We start from the raw sequence: 23,896 nt of genomic DNA, 5'->3' as shown, positions 1-23,896 counted from the left end.
CACCCCCTCCTACTCGATTTTTCCTAATATTAATCCGGCAAATGCAAATAAAATGCCACCCGCATAGGTGAAAATTAAATATGTAACAGCTTGTTTCTTCTTTTTTCCCTCCAAAAGCTCAAATGTTTCAAATTTAAAGGTTGAAAAGGTTGTAAAAGCCCCCATAAAACCGACACCCAGAAGCAAAAAAAGATTTTCATTAAAATCCAAACCAATTAACAATCCTAATAAAAAAGACCCTAACAGGTTTACAGCCAGAGTACCAGCCGGAATATCTGATGTAAATTTCCTTTTTACATACAGAACAGTCAGATATCTGCTGATTGCTCCAAGGAAACCTCCTGTAGCCACCCATAGAAAATTAATCATGGCTGGCCGCCTCCTTTTTACCTAAGCCCGCATGATAACCTGCAAATGCAGCGGCAAGTCCCCCAACTAAACTGATTGAGATATAAAGAAGTGCTTTTATATAGGCCTGTTCATCAATTAGCATAACTGTCTCATTGCTTAAGGTGGACAAAGTGGTAAAAGAACCTATGGCCCCTGTTCCAATTGCCAGCCGCCATTCATTTGTAAGTCGTTTTTTCCTTATGACAAGTGAAGTAAAAAGTCCAAGAATGAACGCTCCTGCAAGGTTTACGATTAACGTTCCGAACGGGAAACTGCTCCCCAAAGCATGGGTGGACTGTTCAGAAATAACATACCTTAAAAGGCTTCCGGCCATGCCCCCCATTCCTATATAAATGAAAACTTTCAAAATGACCATCTCTTTCATTATGGCTTTCCAACAATCATTTTAGCATCTTTTTATTGGAAAAAATATTGAATAACAAAAAATGTTATAGGAATCCTAAGGATGAAAAAACAGAAAAGGAGTGAATAAAAATGCTAAAGCGCAAAGCGATTCTTGCTGGTGCTCTGACAGCTGTGGTACTTGCAGGATGTGGGATGAATGACACTGATATGAATGAAACAGCACAGCGAAACAGAGATTTGAGCCAGCCGACCAAAGTTAATGATAGCAATTACGGGGAAAATGGGCGTACAACAGAACCGGGGATTGATCTGACCCGTACCCGTACAGAAAATCAAAAAAGAGAACAATCCCCTAGAATGAGGGTTGCTGATAAAGCTGCCGAGAAAATCACAGCCATCCCTGAAGTTGAAACAGCAAACGTGATTGTTACAGATAATAATGCCTACGTGGCTGCACGATTGGATAATGGAAATGGGAAATTGACAAGAGATATTGAAGGTAAAATAGCCGATCAAGTAAAGTCTGTCGATCAGGATATCGATAATGTATATGTTTCAGTAAATCCTGACTTTTATGATCGAATGACTGGATATACGGACGATATCCGCGGCGGACAGCCGGTAGAGGGATTCTTTGATGAGTTTAACGAAACCGTACGCAGAATTTTTCCGACTCAAAGATAGTATGTATTAAAGAAGAAAACGGCCGTATTTATACAGGCCGTTTTTCTTCTTATTATTAAGCATTCTGGAAATAATCTTTGTAAAAGCCGCTTACTTTTCCAGAGTTATCTAATATAAAATAGAATTCTTCGGTTTCATTTTTAACATCATAAACTTTTCCTGCTGTCAGTGCTCTGTCTACAATGTATTTTGCTGCATCTGTATGCACGCATTTTACTTTTTTTACTGTATCGCGTTCATGCCATGTTAAATGAATCAAAACTGCCACTCCTTCTTATTCTGCCTAACCAGCTTGCTTTATATAATTCATAGACAAGCCCCGTTATTAAATATTATAAAGAATACGAGCTGTTGTCTGCAACAGGATTCTCTTTAAACGATGGCAAAACCTTCATAATTTTCCGGAATCGTTTAATTCGTTCCGTATCGAAAGTATATACTTCTCCGGTTAAAATGTTTTTTAATGTAACATAGGTAATTTCACAGATATGATCTATTCGTACAAATTCCAAATGTTCGTAGTGCTCATTATCGTACTCCACTTCATAAAAGCCATTATCTGCAATTATATTCATATGATGACCTTCTTTCTAAGATGATGGCAAAGGTTATTTACCACGTACTTAGCCTGTTTCAAACATCAAATGAATATTTTTGCATTAAATCCTATCATATTTTTTCCCATTCACTTAAATACATCGGTTTTAAATCTGGCTTTGAGTTGCCATTTAATACAGCGATATACTCCAATGAATGGCCATCCGGATCATAAAAATATACTGAAGCAGCGGGCATCCAAGGATGAACTATGGGTTCTATTGGTGGAAGTCCGAAACTTTCCCTTGCTTCAATGTTTTTTTCTTTTAAAAATGGAATAACCCCTTTCAGTTTCTCAGGTGAAACAGAAAAAGCAATATGATTCCGCCGGATTGTAGTATCTTTTGTTTCCCATATGCCAAGCATATTTTCTTTGTTTTCTCCCAGGAAAAAGAATGCTGCTCTTCTATCCTCAATTTTGTATGCCATTGTAAAACCCAGATTTTCATAAAAGTGAATGTTTCTTTCCAAATCGGATGTATCCAAATGCGCTTCATACAGTTTTGCTCCCTGCATTTGTAAGGCCCCCTTTTTATTTTCTGCTTTTATTATAAAAAAAAGAGTTGGCAGCGATATACAGAGAAAAGGATGAACATCAGCTCATCCTTTAGTCTTAGTGTTATTAAGCATCCAGGTTTATTTTTACTCCAAGTTTCACCAGCTGTTCTTCAAGCTTTTTAAAATATTCTTCACTGACTCTGCCTCTTGCCCCTCGAAGAATCTCCAGTGCATAATGGTCAGGCGGAGGCAGTTCTCCCTTTTTATTATAAACGTGGAATGTTAACACATCGGAGTACAAATCCTCGCCAACTTGCACATTTACAAACGCTGGCCGGTACCATTCACCATAAAAGCCTTCTCGATGGAAGAGATATTCAACCGCTTGATACGGGAGCTTATAAAGAATTCCCTCGGTCACTCCTCCATCCTCTACAATATCAGCTCTTCCGCCATCGTCACGTGAAAATAAATATTGCATGGAATAACCTTTTAGCAACCCGCCGCCAACGACAGACTTGAAATGCTGATCAACACTTGCTAACCTAAATCGTTCATCGTCCATGCATGACCCATATGCAAAGTAGAACGTTTTTTCAGGTTTGTCCTTGATTAAGCGATGGAGCTTCCAGTCTCCGTTCAAGATCGGTTCAGCCAGTAAATCATCCCTGTTGGAAACATAAACAAGTGCATTGACATCTCCAGTATCGGTATGGACAGTCTGCTCGACTCTGTCGTATAAATTGTCTTTTCTGCCTGGTATGTAATCTTCCAGTTCATCCAGATCAGAGAAATGATCAAGATGAACTTCATAGAGTTCTCCATATACCTTTTGGTCAAGCGATGCCTTCATGGAGGGATAGCCAAGTCCTGTATCATATAATTCCCCGTATACCCATGCCTGCTCGGCAATACAGGGACTCTCTTTTAAAACAAAATGGTTCGATTCATGCTTTCTTAATGTTCCGTAAACAAATAGCTTCTGTGCTGTCATTCGTTATGATCCCCCTTATTCCTCTCTGCTAAATCCGAATTTGTTTACTATACTACCATTTTCTGAAGATTCTTTCCAAAAAAAGACGGAGAAAGATTCTCCGCCCGTTCAGGATTGGCACTGGCAAACTTCCAAATTTTTAATGATTGGAAGCTTGCAGACCAGTTCGTTTTTACGATTTTGAAGTAGTTGAGGCTGCCTTGCTGATTCAAAATCCTTTTGTTTTAGTTTATTCAAAGTTTCCATTACATAAATTTCATCATACATTTCTATAACGCTCCCTTCTTCTCATCTTTAATCTCATTCTATCCTTTCTCTTTTTGTAAAGCATTGGCAGAGGGAATGAGATTTTTTGAGACTTTTGAATGAGAGAAGGTTTAGTTTCCAAAAAAAGCCCTGTTGATACTCGACTGGGAGGCCAACAGGGCTTTTGTGAAAAATTATTTTAATGTATTGGCTTTTTCAATTACTTCTTTTGCTTGTTCCCGCAAACGGAACTTTTGGATTTTACCTGAAGCGGTCATTGGATAAGCATCGATAAATTCAATATAGCGCGGAATTTTATGACGTGATATTTTACCTTTGCAATACTCACGCAGTTCTTCAGCTGTTACTTCTTCACCTTCTTTTAAAATAACCCAGGCGACTGCTTCCTCTCCATAAACAGCATCCGGAACACCTACTACTTGGACATCAAGAATGGCTGGATGTGTATAAAGGAACTCTTCTATTTCGCGGGGATATATGTTTTCTCCGCCCCTGATGATCATATCTTTAAGCCTGCCTGTAATCTTGCAATATCCGTTTTCATCCATTACGGCCAGGTCTCCTGTGTGGAGCCAGCCTTCTTCATCAATGGCTTCTTTTGTGGCATCAGGATTCTTGTAATACCCTTTCATAACATGGTAGCCCCTTGTACACAGCTCCCCCTGTACCCCGCGGGGCACTTCCTTATTAGTACCCGGCTCCACGATTTTTACTTCTACATTTGGCAGGGCTCTGCCAACAGATTCGACCCTCACCTCGATTGGATCATCTGTTCGTGTCTGGGTAATGACTGGAGAAGATTCTGTCTGGCCATAGGCGATCGTTATTTCGCTGGCGCCCATATTTTCGATAACACCTTTCATGACCTCAATTGGGCAATTGGAGCCCGCCATTATGCCTGTACGAAGGCTGGATAAGTCATATTTGCTGAATTCCGGATCATTAAGCTCTGCAATAAACATAGTCGGAACCCCGTGCAAACCTGTACATTTCTCATCCTGTACCGTCTGAAGAACTGCTTTGGGACTGAACTCCTGAACGGGAACAATGGTGGCCCCTACAGATACACATGCCATCGTTCCAAGTACGCATCCGAAGCAATGGAAGAACGGAACCGGGATACATAATCGGTCATCTTTTGTCAGGCGCATGCAATTGGCGATGTTATAGCCATTGTTAACAATATTAGTATGGGTTAGCATAACGCCTTTCGGAAAGCCTGTCGTTCCCGATGTATACTGCATATTTATGGCATCATCGGGTTCTAGAGTCTCCATACGCTGATTTAGGTCTTCTTCGGTGACGCATTCACCCATTTTAATAATATCATCCCAGCAGAATGCGCCAGGGAAGCGTTTTTCGCCCAGGACAATGACATTTTTTAAGAAAGGCAACCGCTTGCTTTGCAGCTTTCCCGGCTCAGATGTTTTAAGTTCCGGAACAATGCTATATAGCATTTCTATGTAAGAGGTATCTCTATAATTTTCCATTAAAACAATGGTTGTTGTATCAGATTGTTTTAAAAGATATTCAAGCTCTGCAGTTTGATAGTTTGTGTTAACTGTTACGAGCACAGCCCCCATTTTACCTGTTGCAAACTGGCATGTCAGCCATTCCGGCGTGTTAGTCGACCATGCTGCAATATGTTCCCCTTTTTCAAGGCCCAGCTTCATAAAACCCTTTGCTGCAAGCCGGCAATATTCATCAAACTCCCTGTAAGTCATCCGCAGCCCTCTGTCCGCATAGACTACAGCTTCATGATTGGGGTGAAGGTTGGCTTTCTCCTCGAGGAGCTTCCCTACTGTGAGATTTAACAATTCCGTCATCCAGAAATCCTCCTTAGAATTTGATCTAATCCTTATGCAGAGATTCTTCTATGATGTCAAAATAAAACGCTTACATTGTATATTATCATATATTGCTGAATATTCAATATTTTCGTATATTAATATTCTTATGATGTTAGAAACCTGTGCTGGCAGGGTTTCGGAATAAAATATGGAGAAAAATATTTGTGGAGTTGAAGGTTGATGATTTAAAGATATTTATCTTTGGGAGCAGGATGCTTTAAGGAAGAACATGTTTGGGGTGGATTAATATTTGATAAGGGGTCTGCGGGAATGAATAAAGGAACTGGAGAGTATATGAGGTCGATTGAGCCGTACAAATACACTTCAGGCACGGTTGTAATGTTCAATTGCCCGCCCAGAAATCCTCCAGGCACAGGCGAAATTAAACAATCATAAGCTCCCAAAAAAAAACTGCTCCAAACTAAAGAGCAGTCTGATAAAAACTATTATTAATTTAATATTTTAATATAAAAAGTCCGGGTTCTGGGGCCATCGAATTCGCAGAAGTAGATTCCCTGCCATGTTCCAAGAAGCAATTCTCCTTCTGCAATGATAACATGCTGGGAAGAGCCGACTGTGCTTGCTTTCATGTGGGCAGCAGTATTGCCTTCCATGTGGAGGTCTTCTTTATGCTCCCAGGGATAAACTTCTTCAAAACGCCTGATCATGTCTGTTTTTACATCCGGTTCGGCATTTTCATTTATGGTAATCCCGGCAGTTGTGTGGGGGCAATAAATGACTGCTGCCCCTTCCTTTAGACCGGATTCTGCTATGAATTTCTGTATTTGGGATGTTATTTCATAAAACTCATCCCGCATTGAGGTGTTTATTGTAAACTTGTTTAACAATTGCTCTTCCCCCTTATAAATAGCTTGATCCAAAAAGGTTTACTTCTTTTTCAAGTGAAGGTGCAAACTGAACGGCAAAAGGCCTTTCTCCGCGAGTATCTAAAACTTCAGCTGCCTTGCTTTCTTTATGTAATGGCTGGCAAAAGACAATTTCTGCGGAGCCAGCCTGAATAGAAGTTCTTTTTTCATTTTGGCTGCTGGTTTTGTAGGTACCCATCATTTTAAATGGAAAAAGCCTGGTCCACTCTTTTGCAGATTTATCACTGTCTTTTGCCGCTATAAATATGGCTTGAATATGAGCATTTTCGAGCTTTTCATCCAGCATTCCCAGTTTCTTCAATTCTTCAAATCTCATCTCGTCTACCATTCCCCAATCGATAAAAAATGGATAAGCTTGGTTTGGATTATTCTTAATAAAAAGCATACTCCAAGAAATCGTACTGCCATCTTTCCGCTTTCGGCTGCCCTGGAATATTGGATGCGTTTCACATCCCTTATTTTCAAGTTCTCTTTGCAGCTCGTAAATGTTATTCGTTCGGAAACAAATTTGACCGACGCCTTCCCCATTTTGAAGGTCTTGAGTAAGCTGCGTGATAAGGGGGTTATCTGACTGAGCAGCAATTTTATTATTCTCGATAGAGAGAAATTCCAGGTAAGAATGGCCGATATACAGGAGACTATTATAAGAACCCCAGTTTTCATGGCTGCCGCCCATAACAGCGTGGTATCCATGGTTCTTCCAGCCAGTCACTGCTTCTGCTGGATGGGCGCCAGTAAAATGGACGATATGATCAAGCTTTAATTCCATTAGAAACTCCTCCTTTATACGCTCTCTGTTAAATAAATCATACAAGTGTTGCCTGGGCCCGTCCAATATAAGGCATCCATGTATCGAGGTGAAATCCATGTAATCAGAATGAAATATAAAATTTTAAATTATCGGCTTCACAAATCTTAAGAAAACCTTTACAATAAATAAAAAATAGAATATTCAATCCATTTACCAGGAGGTATGCAGAATGAAAATTATGAGTAATGAACAGTTGGTCGTCTCGTATCGTGATGCATTGAAGTCAGGGTCTGAAAAGGAATGGATTAGGATATTAAAAACCGAGATTCAAAAACGGGGCTTAAAGCCGTTTAAAGAGTAGCGGTTCTATATTTTATCAGTTTGCTAAATACTTAATTTGAAAGTTAGAAGCGGGAGCTATTCCCGCTTTTTTTAATGCCTGCGCATGCTGTCATTTAGCTTATTAGCATGCTTGATATTTTTGTATTCTTCTTCGGTAAGTACTCCCAGTTTCTTCAGTACCGCAGAATACTGCAGTATTTTCATTTGCCGTCTCCGCATGTTTCTCACCTGCTTTTTACTAATATAATATTCACAACAAGTACAATGTTTCCTTGAGGCAAAATTATTTTCCTAAATAAAAAACAGAGCGGATTTATTCCGCTCTGCTGGGTTTATTAGGCTTCAAAAAGAAGGCTTTCCGGATCCTCAATTAGTTCTTTAACCCGTTTTAGGAATGTAACTGCTTCTTTTCCATCCACAATTCGGTGGTCATAGGATAGCGCAATATACATCATTGGACGATTTTCCATTCGTTCTGCATCAATAGCCACAGGCCGCAATTGAATCGAGTGCATTCCAAGAATACCAACCTGCGGGCCGTTCAGGATTGGTGTTGACATCATAGAGCCAAAGATTCCGCCATTTGTAATGGTGAATGTTCCTCCTTGAAGGTCTGATAATGCTAGTTTATTGTCTCTTGCTTTTGTGGCAAGATCCATTATATCTTTTTCGATTTCTGCAAAGTTTTTGCGGTCTGCATCGCGAACAACCGGGACTACAAGTCCTTCTTTGGCTGATACAGCAATACCGATGTCATAGAATTTCTTTAGGACTATTTCATCCCCTTGAATTTCAGCATTCAGGAATGGGTTTTTCTTAAGAGCAGCAACAACCGCTTTTGTGAAGAATGACATGAAGCCAAGCTTAACATCATTTTCTTCAAGGAATTTATCTTTGCGTTTTTTACGAAGGTTCATAACATTTGTCATGTCAACTTCATTGAATGTTGTCAGCATTGCAGCTGTTTGCTGTACTTCAACAAGACGGTTTGCAATGGTCTGGCGGCGGCGTGACATTTTTATTCTTTCCACCTCTTTGCCGCTTGTTTCCTGTGAAGCCGGCTTGGCTGGTGCCGCTTGTTTCGATGGCTTTGCGGGCTGCTGTTTGGTCTGTTCAGGATTATAGGATTCAACATCCTGAGCCCTTACTCTTCCAAGTGGATCAGCAGTAGGAACCTGGCTTAGGTCGATCCCCTTTTCTCTTGCCAATTTACGTGCTGCCGGAGAAGCAATCGGGCGCTGGCTGCTTCCTTTTTCTTCTGCAGCAGGCTGTTCCTGTCCGTTTGGTTGTTCAGCTTTAGGTGCTGCTTTTTCTGTTTTTTCTGCAGGCTGTTCTTCTGCCTTTTCAGGTGCAGGAGATGCCTGTCCGCTTTCATCGACAATGGCGATTGTTTCGCCTACGTTTACGGTATCTCCTTCTTGTGCTTTAATTTCCTTTAATACACCGCTATGCTCAGAGATAATTTCTACATTTACCTTATCTGTTTCCAGTTCAACCACATAGTCACCTTTATTGACAGTGTCACCTGGCTGTTTAAGCCATTGCGCTACTGTACCTTCTGTAATTGATTCAGCCAATTCTGGAACTTTTATTTCTGCCACCTTAATTTCCTCCTTCTTGCTTGCGTGTTAATGCTTCATCTATAATGCGAGCCTGCTCTTTTTTATGAACGGTTGGATCACCTTCTGCAGGGCTTGATCTGCGTCTTCTTCCAATATACCTTACATCAATTCCGCTGCCGGCGATTTCTTTCAGCCTTGGCTCGGCAAAATTCCATGCTCCCATGTTCTTTGGCTCTTCCTGAATCCATACCATCTCTTCTACATTCGGATAGCGTTTTAAGATTTCTTTGATTTGAGCCATTGGGAAAGGATAAATCTCTTCCACGCGTAAAATGTGGAACCATTCCTGATCTTCATAGTTTTTCAGGTTTTCCGCCAGATCAATGGCAATCTTACCTGTACCGAGAATGATCCGCTTTACCTTTTCAGGATTGCTGCCTAATCCAGGCTGTTCCAGAACGGATTTAAATTCACCTTCGCTTAATTCAAGTCCGTTTGAAGCAACTGATGGATTGCGCAATAGACTTTTAGGAGACATAATCACTAGTGGTCTAACTTCCTCTTTCCCTAAGATGGCTGCCTGTCTTCTTAAGATATGGAAATACTGTGCTGATGAAGTAAGGTTAGCGACTGTCCAGTTATTTTCTGCAGCAAGGATCAGGAATCTCTCCAGACGGGCACTGGAATGTTCAGGTCCCTGGCCTTCGTATCCATGAGGAAGAAGCATGACAAGACCTGATTTTTGTCCCCATTTCGCACGGCCTGCCGCGATAAATTGATCAAACATGACCTGGGCGGCGTTAGCAAAATCACCATACTGTGCTTCCCAAAGCACGAGAGTTTCTGGCGCGAAAACATTATAGCCATACTCGAAGCCCACAACTGCCGCTTCTGATAACGGGCTATTATGAACAGCAAAAGAAGCTTTGGCAGAAGACAGCTTGTGCAGCGGTGAATAGGATTTACCAGTCGTATGATCATGAAGTACTACGTTCCTCTGTGCAAACGTTCCTCTTTCTGAATCCTGGCCAGTCAATCTGACAGGTGTTCCATCAGATAAAATAGATGCAAATGCCAATGTTTCAGCAAGTCCCCAGTCTATTTTTCCGTCACCTTCAAGCGCTTCCATTCGGCGTTTCAAAATTTTGCCGAGCTTGTCAAACACTTTGAAATCCTCAGGCCATGTTAATAGCTCTTCATTGATCTGCTTAAGTGTCTCAATCGGAACGGCTGTTTTTATCATAGGAAGACCCTTCTCCACTGTTTCAGGCGGATTGGATGGCTCAGCTTCCTTTTTTTCTTTTGGCACTTTTTCGTTTGCTGCTTTCATTTTCTCTAATACAGCATTTTGAATACTTACCGCTTCTTCTTGCGAAATAGTATTTTCCTTCAAAAGCTTTTCTGCATAAAGTGCTTTCACAGTAGGGCGCTCGCGGATGATATTATACATCAGCGGATTGGTGGTCATGGGCTCGTCCATTTCGTTATGCCCGAACCTGCGATAGCCAATTAAATCAATCAGGATGTCTTTTTGGAATTTTGCGCGGTACTCACACACGATCCTTGCGGCCGCAACTACAGCTTCCGGTTCATCTGCATTCACGTGGAGGATAGGCATTTCATAGCCCTTTGCAAGATCGCTTGCATATCGGGTTGAGCGTGAATCATGTGACTCAGTCGTAAATCCGATTGTATTATTCGCAATAATATGGATGGAACCGCCGGTATTATATCCTGTAAGCTGTCCAAGATTTAGTGTTTCTGCAACAATTCCCTGGCCGGGGAATGCGGCATCACCGTGAATGATAATTCCCAATGCAGAGCTAGGATCTACTTTCGGATATCCAGGCTGAGATCGATCATCCTGTGAAGCCCTTGTGAATCCTTCTACAACGGAACCAACGAATTCCAGATGGCTCGGGTTATTTGCTAATGTAATTCTGGCAATGGTTGTGTTCTCATCTTTTATTTGCTTATCAAGTCCAAGATGGTATTTCACATCACCTGTCCAGCCGTAGTTTATCCCAATGGATCCTTCGGATGGAACCAGCTCTTTGTTAGGCGCATGCTGGAATTCTGCAAAAATCATTTCATATGGCTTTCCTAGCACATGGGCAAGCACGTTAAGCCTTCCGCGGTGAGCCATTCCGATATTAATGGTTTTTGCTCCATCAGATACGGATTCAGATACGATTTCATCCAATAATGGCACCATTGTGTCAAGGCCCTCTATTGAGAATCGTTTTTGGCCGACAAAAGTTTTATGAAGGAATTTTTCAAACTCTTCTACTTCAGTAAGCCTTTTTAAAACTTTGACTTTCTCTTCCTTTTTCATGGTAAGCTTATGGCTGTTTGCACCTATTTTTCTGCGCAGCCAATTTTTTTCGTTTTCATCGTAAATATGCTGAAATTCAAAGGCAATAGGCCCCATGTAAGCGCTCTTAAGGAACTCAATGGCTTCTAAGCCATTTCGCAGCGGATATGTTGCATCCTTCGTAATAAGACCTGCAGGAATTTCTTTTAAGTTACTTTCAGTTAATCCATATTTGGATAGTTCAAATAGTTCATTTTCAGGTTTATGGTTTCCCAATGGATAAATATCCGCAGCCAGATGGCCATACGTGCGAATATTATCAGCGAGGCGAATCGCTGCAAGTGTCTTTTCAAGCTGCCCGGTATTTAAGGCTGCATCCACTTGGTTTGAAGGTTTCGAGTACCCTTCATCTTGTACTGGGGCCCCATTTCTTTCAAAGTACTCTTTCATCTCCGGATCCACTGAACCCGCGTCCTCTAAATATCTCTCATATAATTCAATAACATAGCCAAGGTTGGGGCCATGAAATCCTTGTTCAAAAGGTCCCTCACCATTAGATGGCTTTTTCATGGAAAATTACCTCCATAACTGTTTTTAAATAAATAATTCAATACAATTTTGTCCTCTGATACCATTACCCTTTATAAAAATGAATTAACGTTTTATTTTTACGAATAATATTATTTTTCAGAGGATAAAACGTTTCCACAGCTATTCTAACACGGAAAATCTTGTTGTACAAAGATTAAAACATGAATATAGTGGAAAACTATTAAAAATTTTTTTGGTGAATTACTTATATTAATAAAATGATTTGTTAAACTATGTACATTTATTAAATAAGAAAAAACTGGGCAATATTTTTATCACAAAAATAAAAAAAGCCGATTTTTTATCGGCTTTAAAAAGTCTCCACTAGGTTAATATAAATTTGTTTAACCGCATTTGGGTTCTTTCTGTTTTCTTTCAGGGAAGATTCAATTACTTCTCTTGTATCAACCGGAAAATCAACGTGGCCGCAAGTGGTGCATTTTTGAAACGCTGTACCTGAAATGTTAACCTCAATTCCGTCTTCCGTTTGGAAAACCGCTGGTCCTCCGAATTCTGCAAAGCGATGGTGACAGTGGCTATGCTCTTGCATGATAACTTCCCTCCACAAGAAAAGATATTTATTTTCTTTTATTATAAATCAAATATTCTGAACTTTAAAGAGGTACAGACCTAACAGTTTATGCCATAGATTCAGCCAAGTATAAATTTTAATTTTAAAGACAAATTACTATTATTTAATACAGGAGGTATCATCATGAATATTGGAAGAGCTAGAGAAATATCAGAGTCTGCTGATATGGTAGGTGTCATATTTAATGGCAATCCTGTAATCATTCAGCATGTGGATGAGCAGACAAAGATGGCCCGTATTTATACGAAAGCAGATCCAGAAAATGAAATGGATGTCCATGTAAACAGCTTAATTGAAGAATAAATTCAAATCTCTTTCAGTTTTCGCAAACTTTGTTGCTTTATAATCAAGTAGTGAGGAGTGGTTGATTTCCGCTCCAGGATGCTCAGCGAACGCGGGGCGGGCGGTGAGCATCCTCGACGCACAGCGCCTGTGGGGTCTCACCTGTCCCACTCCTCCCGCAGGACTTTGAATAAGCGGCTCTGAATAATCACCGCACGAAGGAAATGCGGATGCATTTTCGAGGATCTCGCACCTTACGCTCCAATCAACCAACCTAAACAGATCTATCTAAAAACAACAATCTTTTAGAAAACAGCCAAAATAAAAAAGGATGAAACCTAAGGTTCATCCCCAAATCAATTTTATAAATTATCTAAAAACACCCTAATGACATCAGCCCCGCCAATAAAGGTACCAAGTGAGCTGCCCAGATTAGCTAGCACAACAATCAGTAAAATGCGGCTGACTTTGTTTCGCCAAAAGCCTTTTACACTAAAAACATCTTCCGAAAGGTTTTCAAAGTCTTTTACACTTGGACGGCGGATGTAGGCTTGTACAAGACCTGCAAACCATCCTGCCGCAAGCAGAGGGTTTAAGGAAGTTATCGGCGCTGCCACGAAGGCTGTCAAAACCGTAAGCGGATGCCCCATTGCGATGGCCGCTCCCAATGCTGATAACGACCCGTTCCAAATAATCCAGCTTATGGTCTGCGCAAAACCTGCAGAAGGATTCGCATAGAACGTGTAAGCAATAATTGCCAAAATAAATACGGGAATGCTCCAGCCAATTATTTTCGGAAGATTGGATTTAGGCGGCCGTGCCGTCAAACGAGCCATATCCTGCTCTTTTTTTATTTCCTCTTTAATCCCGGGTACATGGGCTGCTCCCAGGACTGCAACGATTTTTTCACCTGGTGCATCTTTGATTTTTTGCGCCAGATATTGGTCCCGCTCGTCAATTAAAGGTGTTTTTAATCGCGGAAAGGATTCCGTAAATTCATTCAAAATTGCATTGATCGTATCCTGGTTTTTCATTTTTTCCAATTCTTCTTCTGAAATCGTATCTTTACTGAAGATGCTGGCGATCACCTGGCTAAGCAGGAGTGCCTTCCCCTTTATGCCGAGATTTCCCCAAATCCGTGCAAATGTAATCTGGATGTTGCGGTCAGCCAAGACCAGTTTGGCTCCGGTTTCTTTCGCTGATTCAATTCCCTGAATCATTTCCTGTCCAGCCTTAATGCCAAATTGATCGGCCATGCGGTTTTGAAAAGACGAAATAGCCAAGTTCATTAAAAGGAGTGAAGCTTTCTTTTCCTTTATAACCTGAATAATGTCCATTTCCTTCCACTTGCTGCCTTCAGTAATCGATTGATACCTCTGTTCATCCAATTCGACACAAACAGAGTCTGGCTGCTCTGCTTCAATTACCTCTTTTACCTGCTCTGCACTGTGCTTTGAAACATGTGCTGTTCCAATCAATATGTATTCCTTGCCATCTAAATGAATTCTCGTTATGTTTTCCTCAGCCATAAATACCTTCCTTTTAAAAGCAACAAATTCTTGACGCATCATATTCAGTCATTAATTTTAAATACATATGTATATTTCATTTGTTCATTATACCATGACCATAATTGGAATGCCCTAGATAATTAGCCGTGAATAGGGAATTTAGCACTAAATTCTGCAAATCCCTAAACAGAACAAACGTTTTGTTATAAAATAATAGAGCATGAAAAATATGCAAATATCTCATAAAGGTGGAAAAAACATTGAATGGTACCGCCCATGCAGCAATTGGAGCAGCAGCAGGATACGTGGTTGCGAACACTGTTCATGCCAGCCCATCCATAACACTATTATTGGTGGGTTTAGGAGGAGTGTCCGGATTAATTCCCGACCTGGATATTGATGGAAAGCTTCGCGACCGGATCACCTTATCACATGAAGTAGTTCAGACAGTCGCCCAGCTAATCGGAATTTTAATGATAATTTACAGTTTTTATGAAGGAAACTCCAAAGAGAAATGGCTTGGCATCATCATAGGTTTAGGAATGGTTGCCATATCATCGCGCATCAGGCAAAAACATATGCTCACCATTACTGGAATAGGCGTCCTGGCAGGCGGGTTTTCCCTCCAGGAACTGTGGCTGATATTGTTTGGGATTTATATTTTAATAGCTTCGTTCGTTTCTCACCGCAGCTATACCCATTCCATACTTGGTGTTCTTTTCTTTGGCTGGATCGCTTCAAGATTTGAAATGTCAATTGGCATCAATGGCGTTTTTTATACCTGCCTTGCAGCCTACATAAGCCATTTGATCGCCGATATCAAGATGCTGCCATTTAACAAACGAGGAATTAAGCTATTTCTGCCCATCTCGTCCAAAGAAATATAATGGGGATGAACCGCTCAGAACCTGAGCGGTTATATTTTAATTGGAATATAAACCTCCACGTCCTCTTCATTATTTTCCACCGGGTAATAAACTTCAATAATATACGCCTCAGGCAAACGATATTGATCATCTTGTTCCCCAATCCACTTGTCCAATTTGGTGTACAACTGTTCTATCTCTGTTAACCTTCCCCTAACCATTGCATAAGAATTCTTTGCCCGTATGTACTCCATTCCCTCTGGAAGCGACTCAGCCTTGCCATTCACAATTACACCTACAAAAAAGGTTCCTTCCAAATGGCTTTCAACTTTCTTAGGTTCAAAAATGGAGACCTCCACACCTGTACTGTTCGGTATATCGTGTACCTTCCGCAGAAAATGCTGTGCCGCCTTAGGGACCAATTCAGCATAATCTTTAAAAAGTCCTCTGTTCCTCATCACTGCTGCTTCAAATTCCTTCGAAACCACTTTACACATTCGAATTACCTCCAAGCATGATTATAAATCAATAACCCTTTCTCTAAAATTTGGGATTTTCCTTTCTTTATTTGGCATGCTTTGAAATTTATCTAACATGTTCTCTAATTTATCTAACATGTTTGGAGTTTTATCTAGCATGATTTGAAATTTATCTAACATTACACACAATATGACCGCGAATAGAGATTAATAAATCCCAGCTAGTTTCATGACTCTTTTTTCCACTGCGATCCCTAACATAAAAAGGCGCGCCATTAAAGACGCGTCCCTTCTCATTCCTCTGCAAATGCTAATCCTTTTTCAGCCAAAGCCTTGCGTAGTTTTTCCATGGCATTCGGCCCCATTCCATGCAGCTTCAAAATGTCAGTTTCAGTGGCACCTGCTAGCTGCTCCAGCTGATAAAAGCCAGCACCTTCCAGCGCCCGTTGAGCTGGTTTTGCAAGCTTTACTGGCAGCTCACTCTCTCTGATTTGTTTTTCCGGCATCGGTATCCTCCTTTTAAATCATTAAAATTTCACGGATATCTTCTTCAGACAGACCCTTCGCTGCTCTTTCGTCCGAATCGATAATTTCTTCAATAAGGTTTTTCTTTTTGTCCTGCAACTCATTCATTTTTTCTTCAATCGTTCCGCGGGCCAACAGTTTAATAACTTGTACCGTATTTGTCTGGCCCATCCGGTGTGCCCGATCGGCTGCCTGTTCCTCTACAGCAGGATTCCACCACAAGTCATATAATATAACTGTATCTGCTCCGATCAGATTAAGGCCAGTTCCACCAGCTTTTAAGGAAATGAGAAAAAAGTCCCTCTCTCCTTCATTAAAGCGGGAGCAAACCTCGACTCGTTCCTCGGAAGGTGTCTGCCCATCAAGATAGAAAAACGGCAATCCTTCCAAGGCCAGTTCTCTGCCAATTAAATCAAGCATTTTCGTAAACTGTGAAAAAATAAGCACCCTTCTGCCTGATCGTCTGGATTCTTCTATAATTCTTTTGAGCTGCTCAAATTTGGCCGAACTGCCTTTATACCCCTCAACAAACAAAGCAGGGTGGCAGCAAATTTGCCGCAAACGGGTTAACCCGGCAAGAATCTTGATGCGATTTTTCCGAATGGTATCCTTATTAAGATGCTTTAAAGTATCTTCCCTTAGTTTTGACAAGTAGGCAGCATACAGTTTTTTCTGCTCTGGCAGCAGTTCAGCAGAATCAATATATTCCATTTTTTCAGGAAGCTCGGAAAGGACAGCCTCCTTCAGCCTCCTCAGCATGAATGGCCGAATCCTCCGCGCAATTGTTTTCCTGCTCAAATTACTATAATCCTTCAAACCCTGAAATAATTCAGGAAACACCACATGGAAAATAGACCATAGTTCCTCGAGTGAATTTTCAACCGGGGTGCCTGTCAGCGCAAATCGGTTGTCAGCTTGTATCTTCTTCACTGCTCTCGCAGTTTGTGTTACCGGATTCTTAAACGCCTGGGCTTCATCAAAAAATACAGTGCTAAATTCCTGGACTTCGTACCATTTAATATCTTTAAGCAGCAGCGGATAAGAAGTAATGACAACATCAATGCCAGCAAAGTCCTTCTGCAGCTCTGCCCGTTCACGAAGATTGCCATCTATTACAACTGCTTGAATTTCCGGTGCAAATTTCATCAGTTCGCTTAACCAGTTGTACGTTAAAGAAGATGGGCACACAATTAAAGCGGGACGTTTCGATTGACGGATTGCAGGGAGCTCTGAGTGAATAAACGCAATACTTTGCAGGGTTTTACCCAGGCCCATATCATCCGCCAAAATACCGCCAAAGCCATAATGAGCCAATGTCTTCATCCATCGATAGCCATGTTTCTGGTAATCCCTGAGAACCGTATCCAGGCTTTCCGGCACTTCGATTTGCAGGCTATCCGGGTTTTCAAGAGTGTCTAGGAAAGCACGGAAAGACTCCTCCTGCCTAAATGTATCCTGATCTCCAACCGTGTCCAGCATTCTAAGGCCCTCGACAATCGGCATATTCAATCCGCTTTCCAGGTCTTCAGCCTGATCTGGTACAGCATTCAAAAACCGCTGGATTTCTTCAAATTCCCGTGCTTCCAAGGAAAGCAGCGAGCCGTTTCGCAGTCGGTAATACTTCCGTTTTTCTTCTAAAGCGTATAGAATATCACGTATTTCCTGATCGGCGATTCCTGTCATTTCAAACTTGAACTCCAGCCAGTTGGTCCGCTCTTTTTTCATTCTTATACGGATTTGCGGCTTGGTGTTTTCTCTAAAAATTCGATTTCTGACAGCTGTAGTAGCATAAATTCCCAAGAGCTTTTGCAGTTTCGGGACAACATGATAAAGAAATTCATATTCAAGCTCTTCATTTTGCAAAAAATAGCCGCCGTCCGTTTTCGCAAATGAGCTATCCTCCATCAGTTGCAGGATTTCATCTTCCTTTTCAACATCCCGTATAATCCTTGCTCCGCCTCGTGGTTCCCTTCTTTCCAAAGGATTAATCACAATATTTTCATAGTGAAATTCCAAGCCGGCAAGGAGGCGATTTTTCACTCTGTCCAAGTAAAGCCTGGCAGCCAGCGGAGTTTTCATAAACTGATTGGCCATTTCCTCAGAAATTTGGACTTCTCCTAACTTCCTTAAGCCCGGGACTACTTTTTCTAAAAAAAGTTCCAATTGCTCTGCAGCGATCGGAATCATATTCTTTCCTGCCGCCTCAAACATTTGAGTGAGATCGAACAGCCGTTGGCAATCCTCTTTTTTAAGCGTGATAAACTTGCCTCCGTATAATACGGAACAGTATGAATTCAGGACAAGCAAACGGTCATGTCCCTTCATTTTCAAATAATATTTCTTATGGACTTCCGTTAATTCAAACCGTATAGGCAATCCTTCCTCTGAAAAATGAAGCTTATCAAAGGTCTTTCCTTCAATCTCAAGCTTTATTTTTTCCGCATGTGCAATATATGGCTTTAGCCGCTCCCATGATAATGGCGGAATCAGCAGCATGTGCTTGCTCGCAGTATAGTTAAATTCGTCCAGCAGGGCATTCACATAAATAGATTCATCATGAACAACCTGGATCAGCTGCTGAATAACGGCATCCGTCGGGGCTGAAAAACAATGCAAATTCGAATCATACGTAAAAGTTAGGGATAACAAACATGGTTTTCCCTCTTTTACCGATTGGAGAAAGTTCCTGATATCAAGTACGGGGGTGTTTCCGATTTTCAACTTTATAGCGAACAAAAATTGACCTTTGCCCAAATACACCGGTCGGCATGTAAATTCGGAATCCAGCATTTGTCTGTTTTCAAAATGCATCTGATGTCCGCTCGACCTGACAGGCGAACCGCTGAAAAGCGTCAATAAATCGTTAGTAAGTATATTTTCTGGCACGTCACCCTTCTGTTTTTCCAAAAGCTCTGCTCCCTGCTGCTGCCGTTCATAAATAGCCAGCAGCACTGCAGCAGCATGCTGGCATTCCTTATCGAAGGATGCCAGCTTCGGACAGCTGCAAGTAGTTTTAAAGCTGTTTCCCGAATCCTTTTCAACCGTGACATAAAAATCTTCCGCTCCAGCCACCGTTGCTTCACAGCGATCAGAATTATATTCATTAATACTTACTTTTTTATTCCGAAAAAAAGCGTCCCCTCTTTTGAAGGAGACTGTGCCGCACATTTCTTTTATCATTTTTTGAGTTACTTTAATATCCACAAGCGATCTCCTTCCAGGGAAAAGATATAAAAATTGTACCATAAGGAAGGAGTAAAATTCAGCAAATGGACAAGCAAATAAAAAAGAGAGACCGTCCGCCTCTCTCCACTAGAAAGTAAATTTCATTTACATGCCTCTTTTTCCATCCTGAAAATCCACTTATAATACTTCAGCATAATCACTAAAAGAATCGGGTCGAGGAGGGCTGCATGCCATAGCTCCCACCATCCATAGTGAAAGAAACCCCATGGTTCAGGAAGCAACGTTACTACTTCATAAAGAAGAATCGCAACTACCCAGAAGATGATATAGGATACCCGTTTAATAAGGTCTGATTCGAAGGGATACCAGTTCAAATACATCATATTAACTGGAGGTACCAGGAAAATATGCGCTATCAGACCGCCCCAATTTGGTTCTTTTGTAAAATACCAATACCCCCAGTATTTGAATTCTATCATGCAGTCAAAAACCAGCTGAGCTGCAATCGTAAATGTCCATATATGTACAACCTGATTTTTGGTCAGGCGTTTATTTGTTTTAAAAGCCACAAGATTTAAAAGGCCAATTGAAATAAGCAGTCCTATCATATGCATAGTCCTTTTTATTTGTTAATGTCCCTTGAGCGGCTTTTATTATTCATCATTTGGTAATAATATGGAAAAATAAACTTGAGTGGAGAGTTTAACATGCCAAATCATTTACTGCCTGCTTTTTTACCGATCATCCGAACCTTAAAAAATTCAATGCCGTTAACAAAAGAAGACTTATTAAAAGAGAAATTTTTAATAAAGAAGGATGGGGAATTGGAGATGTATTACGCTCCCCACAACGAATATATCAATAAAACTGCAAGAATTATTATTGTGGGGATCACGCCCGGCTGGAGCCAAATGAAGATTGCCTATGAACATTTTGTAAAAGGCTTGGCAGCTGAAAAAGAATTGGAAGGTATCTTGAAGGAAACGAAGATGGCAGCCGGTTTTGCCGGATCAATGCGGGCTAACTTAATATCCATGCTTAATCAATGCGGCATTCCAAAAGCCCTCCACATCAATAGCTCAAACGCTCTCTTTCATGAAAAAGGATCATTATTGCATACAACTTCAATCATCAAATACCCTGTCTTCTACCGAGGCCAAAATTATACTGGCCATCAGCCTGGCATCTTTCAGTCAAACCTGCTGGCTGAATATGCAACAAAGATTTTTGCAGATGAAATTGGAGAATTAAATGAGAATGCACTCATCATCCCGCTTGGAAAAACAGTTGAAAGCATCATCCGCCATCTGTTGGGGGACAGCAGGCTCACAGGACATACATTCTTATTCGGATTCCCGCACCCATCTGGCGCAAACGGCCATCGGATTAGGCAATTTGAGGAACAAAAATATTCACTTGCAGAGACAGTCAGAAAGTGGTCGGAGCAAAAAAAGAACTTGCAAATTTGAGGAAAATTTCTATCGTTATTTGACAAAAAAAAGACTGCTCATCCGGTTAACCCCTTTTAAGCAGTCCTTAAGGCTGTTTCTCCAGTGCTAATTTAATTCCAAAACCCATCAAAACAACTCCGGAAACACCTTGAAGACCGTTATGAACTGCAGGCTTTTTCAGCCAATTTCTGAAAGTGTCGATCAAATAAACATAAAAAAAGAACCAAACGATTGTAATAATACTATAAGTTAATCCCATCGTCATGAATTGGACAAAGTGGTTTCCATCTGGGCTTATAAATTGAGGAAAGAAAGTTAAAAAGAATACGGCAACCTTTGGATTGGACACGCACGTGAAAAAACCCTGCAGAAAATGGGATTTGTTTTTTCTGTGCTTTTTAACTCCTTCCGAACTCACCTGTTTTGATGATAAAGATCTCAGCGAAACAATTCCCAAGTAGATGAGGTACATCGCGCCTGCATATTTTATTATCGAAAAAATGTAGGCTGATTTTACAATCAGCGCTGATAGGCCAAAAACGACAGCCATCGTATGGATAAGCAGCCCTGCCACAGAGCCAAACATGGTTTTAATCCCGCTTTTTTTGCCGCTGGATATGGTATTTTGAATTAATATCCCTGTATCCGGCCCCGGCAGGATCACTAACAGAAACGACATAAACAGGAATAACAGAAAATTCTCCATGTTTTCTTCCTCCAGCCAATTTTAAAAATATTGAATTTATTATAACAGGTTTCTTGTATTTTCCAACACAAAAAGAGCAGATTTTCCATAAGAAAATCTGCTCAACTATCTTAGGCATTCACTTTTTCCAATCGTTCTGTTACTTCTGTTTCAGTTAATCCATGCTCCGCAATATAACGGTTTCTTGGGTGTGTACGGCATTCATCTGAACAGCTGCGCAAATATTTATGCTCATTTTCTTCTGAGCAAAGAATCTTTTTATTGCATGATGGGTTAGCACAGTTCACATAGCGTTCGCATGGCTCACCTGTGAAGTAATCTTTTCCAACGACTGTATGCTCCTTCTGATTGACCGGTACGCCGATTCTATCATCGAATACATAAAGCTGGCCGTCCCACAGGTCGCCTTGAACTTCGGGATCTTTTCCGTATGTGACAATTCCGCCATGAAGTTGTGCGACATCTTTAAAGCCTTCTTTTACAAGCCATCCGGAGAATTTTTCACAGCGGATTCCGCCTGTGCAATACGTGATAATCTTTTTATCACCAAGTATTTCTTTATTTTCACGAACCCATTCAGGCAGGTCACGGAAATTTTTTATATCAGGTCTGATTGCCCCTCTGAAGTGGCCAAGATTATACTCATAATCATTTCGTGCATCCAGCACGACAGTATTTTCGTCCTGCAGCCTTTTATAAAATTCTGCTGGCTCAAGGTATTCGCCAGTCATCTGGTTTGGATTAATATCATCTTCCAAACGTAATGTCACTAGCTCTTTACGCGCACGCACTTTCATTTTAGGAAAAGCATGCCCATCCGCTTCATCAATCTTGAAGACCATCTCCGCAAAACGAGGATCCTCTTTCATCACTTCCATATAATGATCGGTCTGTTCAACTGGTCCTGAAACAGTCCCGTTAATCCCTTCATTCGCTACAAGAATACGCCCCTTAAGGCCAAGCTCATTGCACAATGCCTTATGCTCCTTCGCGAACTCCTCTGGATCTTCAATCAGAACATACATATAATACAGTAAAACTCTATATGGTTTTTGACTCATTTTTATTTCCACCTATCACTTAATATTTGCAAGATATATCTGTTAATAGGTTTAAACATATATTCTTACCTAGATAAGTATAACAAATGCTGTCAAGTTTCAAAATTTTAGGGGTTCGAAATTTATCATGAAGTGCTATATTCACCTAATTCCTTTTAATTATAGCTCCCATGTAAACCATTTCCCATGTCCTTCTGTTTGCCCAACTATTTTTTTATGTTTCTCTTGACGCAACTGGCGGAATGCCATCAGGCAAAACAGGAACCCAATCCCCTTTTATTTCTCTTGTCCTGCGAAGGTTTTGAACCTCTCTGATAAAAGGTTGATATCCATATAGCATCCCGCCAATCAATATTTATAGGTCGCCACATTCCAATGTGTTGAACCAGTTTTTCTTTTTCCTTTCCAGCCCATCTTTTGAAGCTCCTTCGCGATTAAAAGGTTAAAAAAGCCGTGTCCCACCAGTATCGCTGAATTGTATTCGCTTGCACAGGCTATTAATTTTAATGCGGCATGCTTTGCCCTTACCTTGGCATCCCGGTAAGATTCACAGCGGAACGAATAACCGCAGAACCATGCGATCCTTAACAAAACGGCCCAACTATTCGGTTTTAATTTCATGGCCATTAGTCCCCCTGCAGGCGCGGGCAATTCTGTTTCTCTAAAAAGCGGATATTCTTTTATTTTTGCACCGGGATTCAAAAGCCTGGCCGACTGGATGGACCTTTTTAAATCACTGGTAATCAGCAAAGGTGCTGATTTTACCATTTCAATTGCTTCTGGAGGACAAGCTTCATTTTTATTAATTCCGTTACTATTATACATTTCAACCCATATCCTAAAATCTGAGATGGTCATTTGTGTTTCACCTATATGAGCCGAGCGGCCATGTCTAATAAGAGTAATTTCCATGCAAATCCCCCAAAACTTATATATTTTCTTTCAATATGGATAATTTAAATAACATGGAGGTGAAGACCATGTCAGAACAAGAATATCCAAACGTAAAGCTCGGAGGAAAAAAGGTGCGAGAAAAAGGCAACGGCGGCGACCAGGTTCGCGGTCATGAAAAAGAAAATAAAAACGGTAAATTTAATACCAATCCTAAATCGAATTTATAACTATAATCGAGTAGGAGGGGGTG

Annotated in this window: 27 protein-coding genes; 7 read left to right on the top strand and 20 right to left on the bottom strand. The window is 40.8% G+C overall.

The genetic code is table 11. The features are described from left to right. Nucleotides 1-9: 9 nt before the first annotated feature. On the bottom strand, nt 10-369 hold the full coding sequence (gene crcB, locus J7I93_RS24055; RefSeq protein WP_214729306.1) for a fluoride efflux transporter CrcB: 360 nt from the start codon (nt 367-369) through the stop codon (nt 10-12). Then, nucleotides 362-757, bottom strand: a complete 396-nt coding sequence (gene crcB, locus J7I93_RS24050; protein WP_214729304.1) for a fluoride efflux transporter CrcB — start codon at nt 755-757, stop codon at nt 362-364. The genes crcB (J7I93_RS24055) and crcB (J7I93_RS24050) overlap by 8 nt, the downstream gene beginning before the upstream one ends. A 128-nt stretch (nt 758-885) precedes the next feature. Here crcB (J7I93_RS24050) and J7I93_RS24045 point away from each other — a divergent pair, with 128 nt between their 5' ends. Beyond that, a complete protein-coding gene (locus tag J7I93_RS24045; RefSeq protein ID WP_214729302.1) occupies nt 886-1,440 on the top strand; it encodes a YhcN/YlaJ family sporulation lipoprotein in 555 nt (184 codons plus the stop codon). Between the two features lie 55 nt (nt 1,441-1,495). Here the strand turns inward: J7I93_RS24045 and J7I93_RS24040 are convergent, their stop codons facing one another. The 5 genes from J7I93_RS24040 to J7I93_RS24020 form a co-directional block, all read right to left on the bottom strand. After that, a complete protein-coding gene (locus J7I93_RS24040; RefSeq protein WP_214729300.1) occupies nt 1,496-1,699 on the bottom strand; it encodes a DUF6501 family protein in 204 nt (67 codons plus the stop codon). A gap of 73 nt (nt 1,700-1,772) precedes the next feature. Beyond that, a complete protein-coding gene (locus J7I93_RS24035; RefSeq protein ID WP_214729298.1) occupies nt 1,773-2,015 on the bottom strand; it encodes a hypothetical protein in 243 nt (80 codons plus the stop codon). A gap of 94 nt (nt 2,016-2,109) precedes the next feature. Next, the gene (locus J7I93_RS24030) at nt 2,110-2,553 is read right to left on the bottom strand and encodes a VOC family protein (RefSeq protein ID WP_214729296.1); all 444 of its coding nucleotides are present in this window, start codon (nt 2,551-2,553) and stop codon (nt 2,110-2,112) included. 106 nt (nt 2,554-2,659) lie between these two features. Next, nucleotides 2,660-3,529 (bottom strand): gamma-glutamylcyclotransferase family protein, encoded by an 870-nt coding sequence (locus J7I93_RS24025; protein ID WP_214729293.1) that lies wholly within the window; start codon nt 3,527-3,529, stop codon nt 2,660-2,662. Between the two features lie 440 nt (nt 3,530-3,969). Next, entirely contained in the window at nt 3,970-5,613 is a 1,644-nt protein-coding gene (locus J7I93_RS24020; protein WP_214729308.1) for an AMP-binding protein, read from the bottom strand. A gap of 303 nt (nt 5,614-5,916) precedes the next feature. Between J7I93_RS24020 and J7I93_RS25465 the strand changes: the two genes are divergently transcribed. Continuing rightward, nucleotides 5,917-6,042: a hypothetical protein gene (locus J7I93_RS25465; protein ID WP_285289096.1), complete on the top strand. Its 126-nt coding sequence runs from the start codon at nt 5,917-5,919 to the stop codon at nt 6,040-6,042. A gap of 53 nt (nt 6,043-6,095) precedes the next feature. On the opposite strand, the gene J7I93_RS24015 is transcribed toward J7I93_RS25465, so the two are convergent. Continuing rightward, nucleotides 6,096-6,494 carry a secondary thiamine-phosphate synthase enzyme YjbQ gene (locus tag J7I93_RS24015; RefSeq protein WP_214729291.1) on the bottom strand — a complete coding sequence of 133 codons (399 nt, stop codon included), beginning with the start codon at nt 6,492-6,494 and terminating at the stop codon, nt 6,096-6,098. Between the two features lie 13 nt (nt 6,495-6,507). Continuing rightward, entirely contained in the window at nt 6,508-7,302 is a 795-nt protein-coding gene (locus tag J7I93_RS24010; protein ID WP_214729289.1) for a VOC family protein, read from the bottom strand. A gap of 211 nt (nt 7,303-7,513) precedes the next feature. Between J7I93_RS24010 and sda the strand changes: the two genes are divergently transcribed. Further along, a complete protein-coding gene (gene sda / locus J7I93_RS24005) occupies nt 7,514-7,645 on the top strand; it encodes a sporulation histidine kinase inhibitor Sda (RefSeq protein WP_009334545.1) in 132 nt (43 codons plus the stop codon). Nucleotides 7,646-7,961: 316 nt separating this feature from the next. Here sda and odhB read toward each other — a convergent pair whose 3' ends face one another. From odhB to J7I93_RS23990, 3 genes are all read right to left on the bottom strand, one after another. Further along, nucleotides 7,962-9,227 (bottom strand): 2-oxoglutarate dehydrogenase complex dihydrolipoyllysine-residue succinyltransferase, encoded by a 1,266-nt coding sequence (gene odhB, locus J7I93_RS24000; protein WP_214729287.1) that lies wholly within the window; start codon nt 9,225-9,227, stop codon nt 7,962-7,964. 1 nt (nt 9,228) lies between these two features. After that, nucleotides 9,229-12,072 carry a 2-oxoglutarate dehydrogenase E1 component gene (locus J7I93_RS23995; RefSeq protein WP_214729285.1) on the bottom strand — a complete coding sequence of 948 codons (2,844 nt, stop codon included), beginning with the start codon at nt 12,070-12,072 and terminating at the stop codon, nt 9,229-9,231. A gap of 331 nt (nt 12,073-12,403) precedes the next feature. After that, nucleotides 12,404-12,643, bottom strand: coding sequence for a hypothetical protein (locus J7I93_RS23990; RefSeq protein WP_214729283.1), 240 nt, complete (start codon nt 12,641-12,643; stop codon nt 12,404-12,406). 165 nt (nt 12,644-12,808) lie between these two features. On the opposite strand from J7I93_RS23990, the gene J7I93_RS23985 reads away from it, so the two are divergent. Continuing rightward, nucleotides 12,809-12,988, top strand: coding sequence for an H-type small acid-soluble spore protein (locus J7I93_RS23985; RefSeq protein WP_214729281.1), 180 nt, complete (start codon nt 12,809-12,811; stop codon nt 12,986-12,988). A 341-nt stretch (nt 12,989-13,329) separates the two neighbouring features. Here J7I93_RS23985 and J7I93_RS23980 read toward each other — a convergent pair whose 3' ends face one another. Then, nucleotides 13,330-14,496: a TraB/GumN family protein gene (locus J7I93_RS23980; protein WP_214729279.1), complete on the bottom strand. Its 1,167-nt coding sequence runs from the start codon at nt 14,494-14,496 to the stop codon at nt 13,330-13,332. 242 nt (nt 14,497-14,738) lie between these two features. On the opposite strand from J7I93_RS23980, the gene J7I93_RS23975 reads away from it, so the two are divergent. Further along, nucleotides 14,739-15,365, top strand: a complete 627-nt coding sequence (locus J7I93_RS23975; protein WP_214729277.1) for a metal-dependent hydrolase — start codon at nt 14,739-14,741, stop codon at nt 15,363-15,365. Between the two features lie 29 nt (nt 15,366-15,394). Here J7I93_RS23975 and J7I93_RS23970 read toward each other — a convergent pair whose 3' ends face one another. The 4 genes from J7I93_RS23970 to J7I93_RS23955 form a co-directional block, all read right to left on the bottom strand. Then, nucleotides 15,395-15,841, bottom strand: a complete 447-nt coding sequence (locus J7I93_RS23970; protein WP_214729275.1) for a GyrI-like domain-containing protein — start codon at nt 15,839-15,841, stop codon at nt 15,395-15,397. Nucleotides 15,842-16,116: 275 nt separating this feature from the next. After that, on the bottom strand, nt 16,117-16,329 hold the full coding sequence (locus J7I93_RS23965) for a helix-hairpin-helix domain-containing protein (protein ID WP_214729273.1): 213 nt from the start codon (nt 16,327-16,329) through the stop codon (nt 16,117-16,119). A gap of 13 nt (nt 16,330-16,342) precedes the next feature. Further along, nucleotides 16,343-19,552: a DEAD/DEAH box helicase gene (locus tag J7I93_RS23960; RefSeq protein ID WP_214729271.1), complete on the bottom strand. Its 3,210-nt coding sequence runs from the start codon at nt 19,550-19,552 to the stop codon at nt 16,343-16,345. 122 nt (nt 19,553-19,674) lie between these two features. After that, a complete protein-coding gene (locus tag J7I93_RS23955) occupies nt 19,675-20,142 on the bottom strand; it encodes a hypothetical protein (RefSeq protein WP_214729269.1) in 468 nt (155 codons plus the stop codon). A gap of 99 nt (nt 20,143-20,241) precedes the next feature. Between J7I93_RS23955 and J7I93_RS23950 the strand changes: the two genes are divergently transcribed. Next, on the top strand, nt 20,242-21,003 hold the full coding sequence (locus J7I93_RS23950; protein ID WP_214729267.1) for a hypothetical protein: 762 nt from the start codon (nt 20,242-20,244) through the stop codon (nt 21,001-21,003). 67 nt (nt 21,004-21,070) lie between these two features. On the opposite strand, the gene J7I93_RS23945 is transcribed toward J7I93_RS23950, so the two are convergent. The 3 genes from J7I93_RS23945 to J7I93_RS23935 form a co-directional block, all read right to left on the bottom strand. Next, nucleotides 21,071-21,691: a LysE family translocator gene (locus tag J7I93_RS23945; protein WP_214729265.1), complete on the bottom strand. Its 621-nt coding sequence runs from the start codon at nt 21,689-21,691 to the stop codon at nt 21,071-21,073. A gap of 110 nt (nt 21,692-21,801) precedes the next feature. Next, nucleotides 21,802-22,752: an oxygen-dependent tRNA uridine(34) hydroxylase TrhO gene (gene trhO / locus J7I93_RS23940; protein ID WP_214729263.1), complete on the bottom strand. Its 951-nt coding sequence runs from the start codon at nt 22,750-22,752 to the stop codon at nt 21,802-21,804. 348 nt (nt 22,753-23,100) lie between these two features. Further along, the gene (locus J7I93_RS23935; RefSeq protein WP_214729260.1) at nt 23,101-23,664 is read right to left on the bottom strand and encodes a phosphoglycerate mutase family protein; all 564 of its coding nucleotides are present in this window, start codon (nt 23,662-23,664) and stop codon (nt 23,101-23,103) included. Nucleotides 23,665-23,732: 68 nt separating this feature from the next. Here J7I93_RS23935 and J7I93_RS23930 point away from each other — a divergent pair, with 68 nt between their 5' ends. Continuing rightward, nucleotides 23,733-23,873, top strand: a complete 141-nt coding sequence (locus tag J7I93_RS23930) for a hypothetical protein (RefSeq protein WP_214729258.1) — start codon at nt 23,733-23,735, stop codon at nt 23,871-23,873. The last annotated feature ends 23 nt before the right edge of the window (nt 23,874-23,896 follow it).

The organism is Bacillus sp. ISL-47 (assembly GCF_018613175.1).
In the GTDB taxonomy this organism is placed as follows: Bacteria; Bacillota; Bacilli; order Bacillales; family Cytobacillaceae; genus Cytobacillus.
This window is presented reverse-complemented; position numbering and strand designations above follow the sequence as displayed.

What these genes read in the sequence shown, in the direction of transcription:
- crcB (WP_214729306.1), bottom strand. Translation starts at nt 369, where the DNA reads ATGATTAATTTTCTATGGGTGGCTACAGGAGGTTTCCTTGGAGCAATC.
- J7I93_RS24045 (WP_214729302.1), top strand. Translation starts at nt 886, where the DNA reads ATGCTAAAGCGCAAAGCGATTCTTGCTGGTGCTCTGACAGCTGTGGTA.
- J7I93_RS24035 (WP_214729298.1), bottom strand. Translation starts at nt 2,015, where the DNA reads ATGAATATAATTGCAGATAATGGCTTTTATGAAGTGGAGTACGATAAT.
- J7I93_RS24030 (WP_214729296.1), bottom strand. Translation starts at nt 2,553, where the DNA reads ATGCAGGGAGCAAAACTGTATGAAGCGCATTTGGATACATCCGATTTG.
- J7I93_RS24025 (WP_214729293.1), bottom strand. Translation starts at nt 3,529, where the DNA reads ATGACAGCACAGAAGCTATTTGTTTACGGAACATTAAGAAAGCATGAA.
- J7I93_RS25465 (WP_285289096.1), top strand. Translation starts at nt 5,917, where the DNA reads ATGAATAAAGGAACTGGAGAGTATATGAGGTCGATTGAGCCGTACAAA.
- J7I93_RS24010 (WP_214729289.1), bottom strand. Translation starts at nt 7,302, where the DNA reads ATGGAATTAAAGCTTGATCATATCGTCCATTTTACTGGCGCCCATCCA.
- sda (WP_009334545.1), top strand. Translation starts at nt 7,514, where the DNA reads ATGAAAATTATGAGTAATGAACAGTTGGTCGTCTCGTATCGTGATGCA.
- J7I93_RS23995 (WP_214729285.1), bottom strand. Translation starts at nt 12,072, where the DNA reads ATGAAAAAGCCATCTAATGGTGAGGGACCTTTTGAACAAGGATTTCAT.
- J7I93_RS23990 (WP_214729283.1), bottom strand. Translation starts at nt 12,643, where the DNA reads ATGCAAGAGCATAGCCACTGTCACCATCGCTTTGCAGAATTCGGAGGA.
- J7I93_RS23985 (WP_214729281.1), top strand. Translation starts at nt 12,809, where the DNA reads ATGAATATTGGAAGAGCTAGAGAAATATCAGAGTCTGCTGATATGGTA.
- J7I93_RS23980 (WP_214729279.1), bottom strand. Translation starts at nt 14,496, where the DNA reads ATGGCTGAGGAAAACATAACGAGAATTCATTTAGATGGCAAGGAATAC.
- J7I93_RS23970 (WP_214729275.1), bottom strand. Translation starts at nt 15,841, where the DNA reads ATGTGTAAAGTGGTTTCGAAGGAATTTGAAGCAGCAGTGATGAGGAAC.
- J7I93_RS23965 (WP_214729273.1), bottom strand. Translation starts at nt 16,329, where the DNA reads ATGCCGGAAAAACAAATCAGAGAGAGTGAGCTGCCAGTAAAGCTTGCA.
- J7I93_RS23955 (WP_214729269.1), bottom strand. Translation starts at nt 20,142, where the DNA reads ATGATAGGACTGCTTATTTCAATTGGCCTTTTAAATCTTGTGGCTTTT.
- J7I93_RS23950 (WP_214729267.1), top strand. Translation starts at nt 20,242, where the DNA reads ATGCCAAATCATTTACTGCCTGCTTTTTTACCGATCATCCGAACCTTA.
- J7I93_RS23945 (WP_214729265.1), bottom strand. Translation starts at nt 21,691, where the DNA reads ATGGAGAATTTTCTGTTATTCCTGTTTATGTCGTTTCTGTTAGTGATC.
- trhO (WP_214729263.1), bottom strand. Translation starts at nt 22,752, where the DNA reads ATGAGTCAAAAACCATATAGAGTTTTACTGTATTATATGTATGTTCTG.
- J7I93_RS23935 (WP_214729260.1), bottom strand. Translation starts at nt 23,664, where the DNA reads ATGGAAATTACTCTTATTAGACATGGCCGCTCGGCTCATATAGGTGAA.
- J7I93_RS23930 (WP_214729258.1), top strand. Translation starts at nt 23,733, where the DNA reads ATGTCAGAACAAGAATATCCAAACGTAAAGCTCGGAGGAAAAAAGGTG.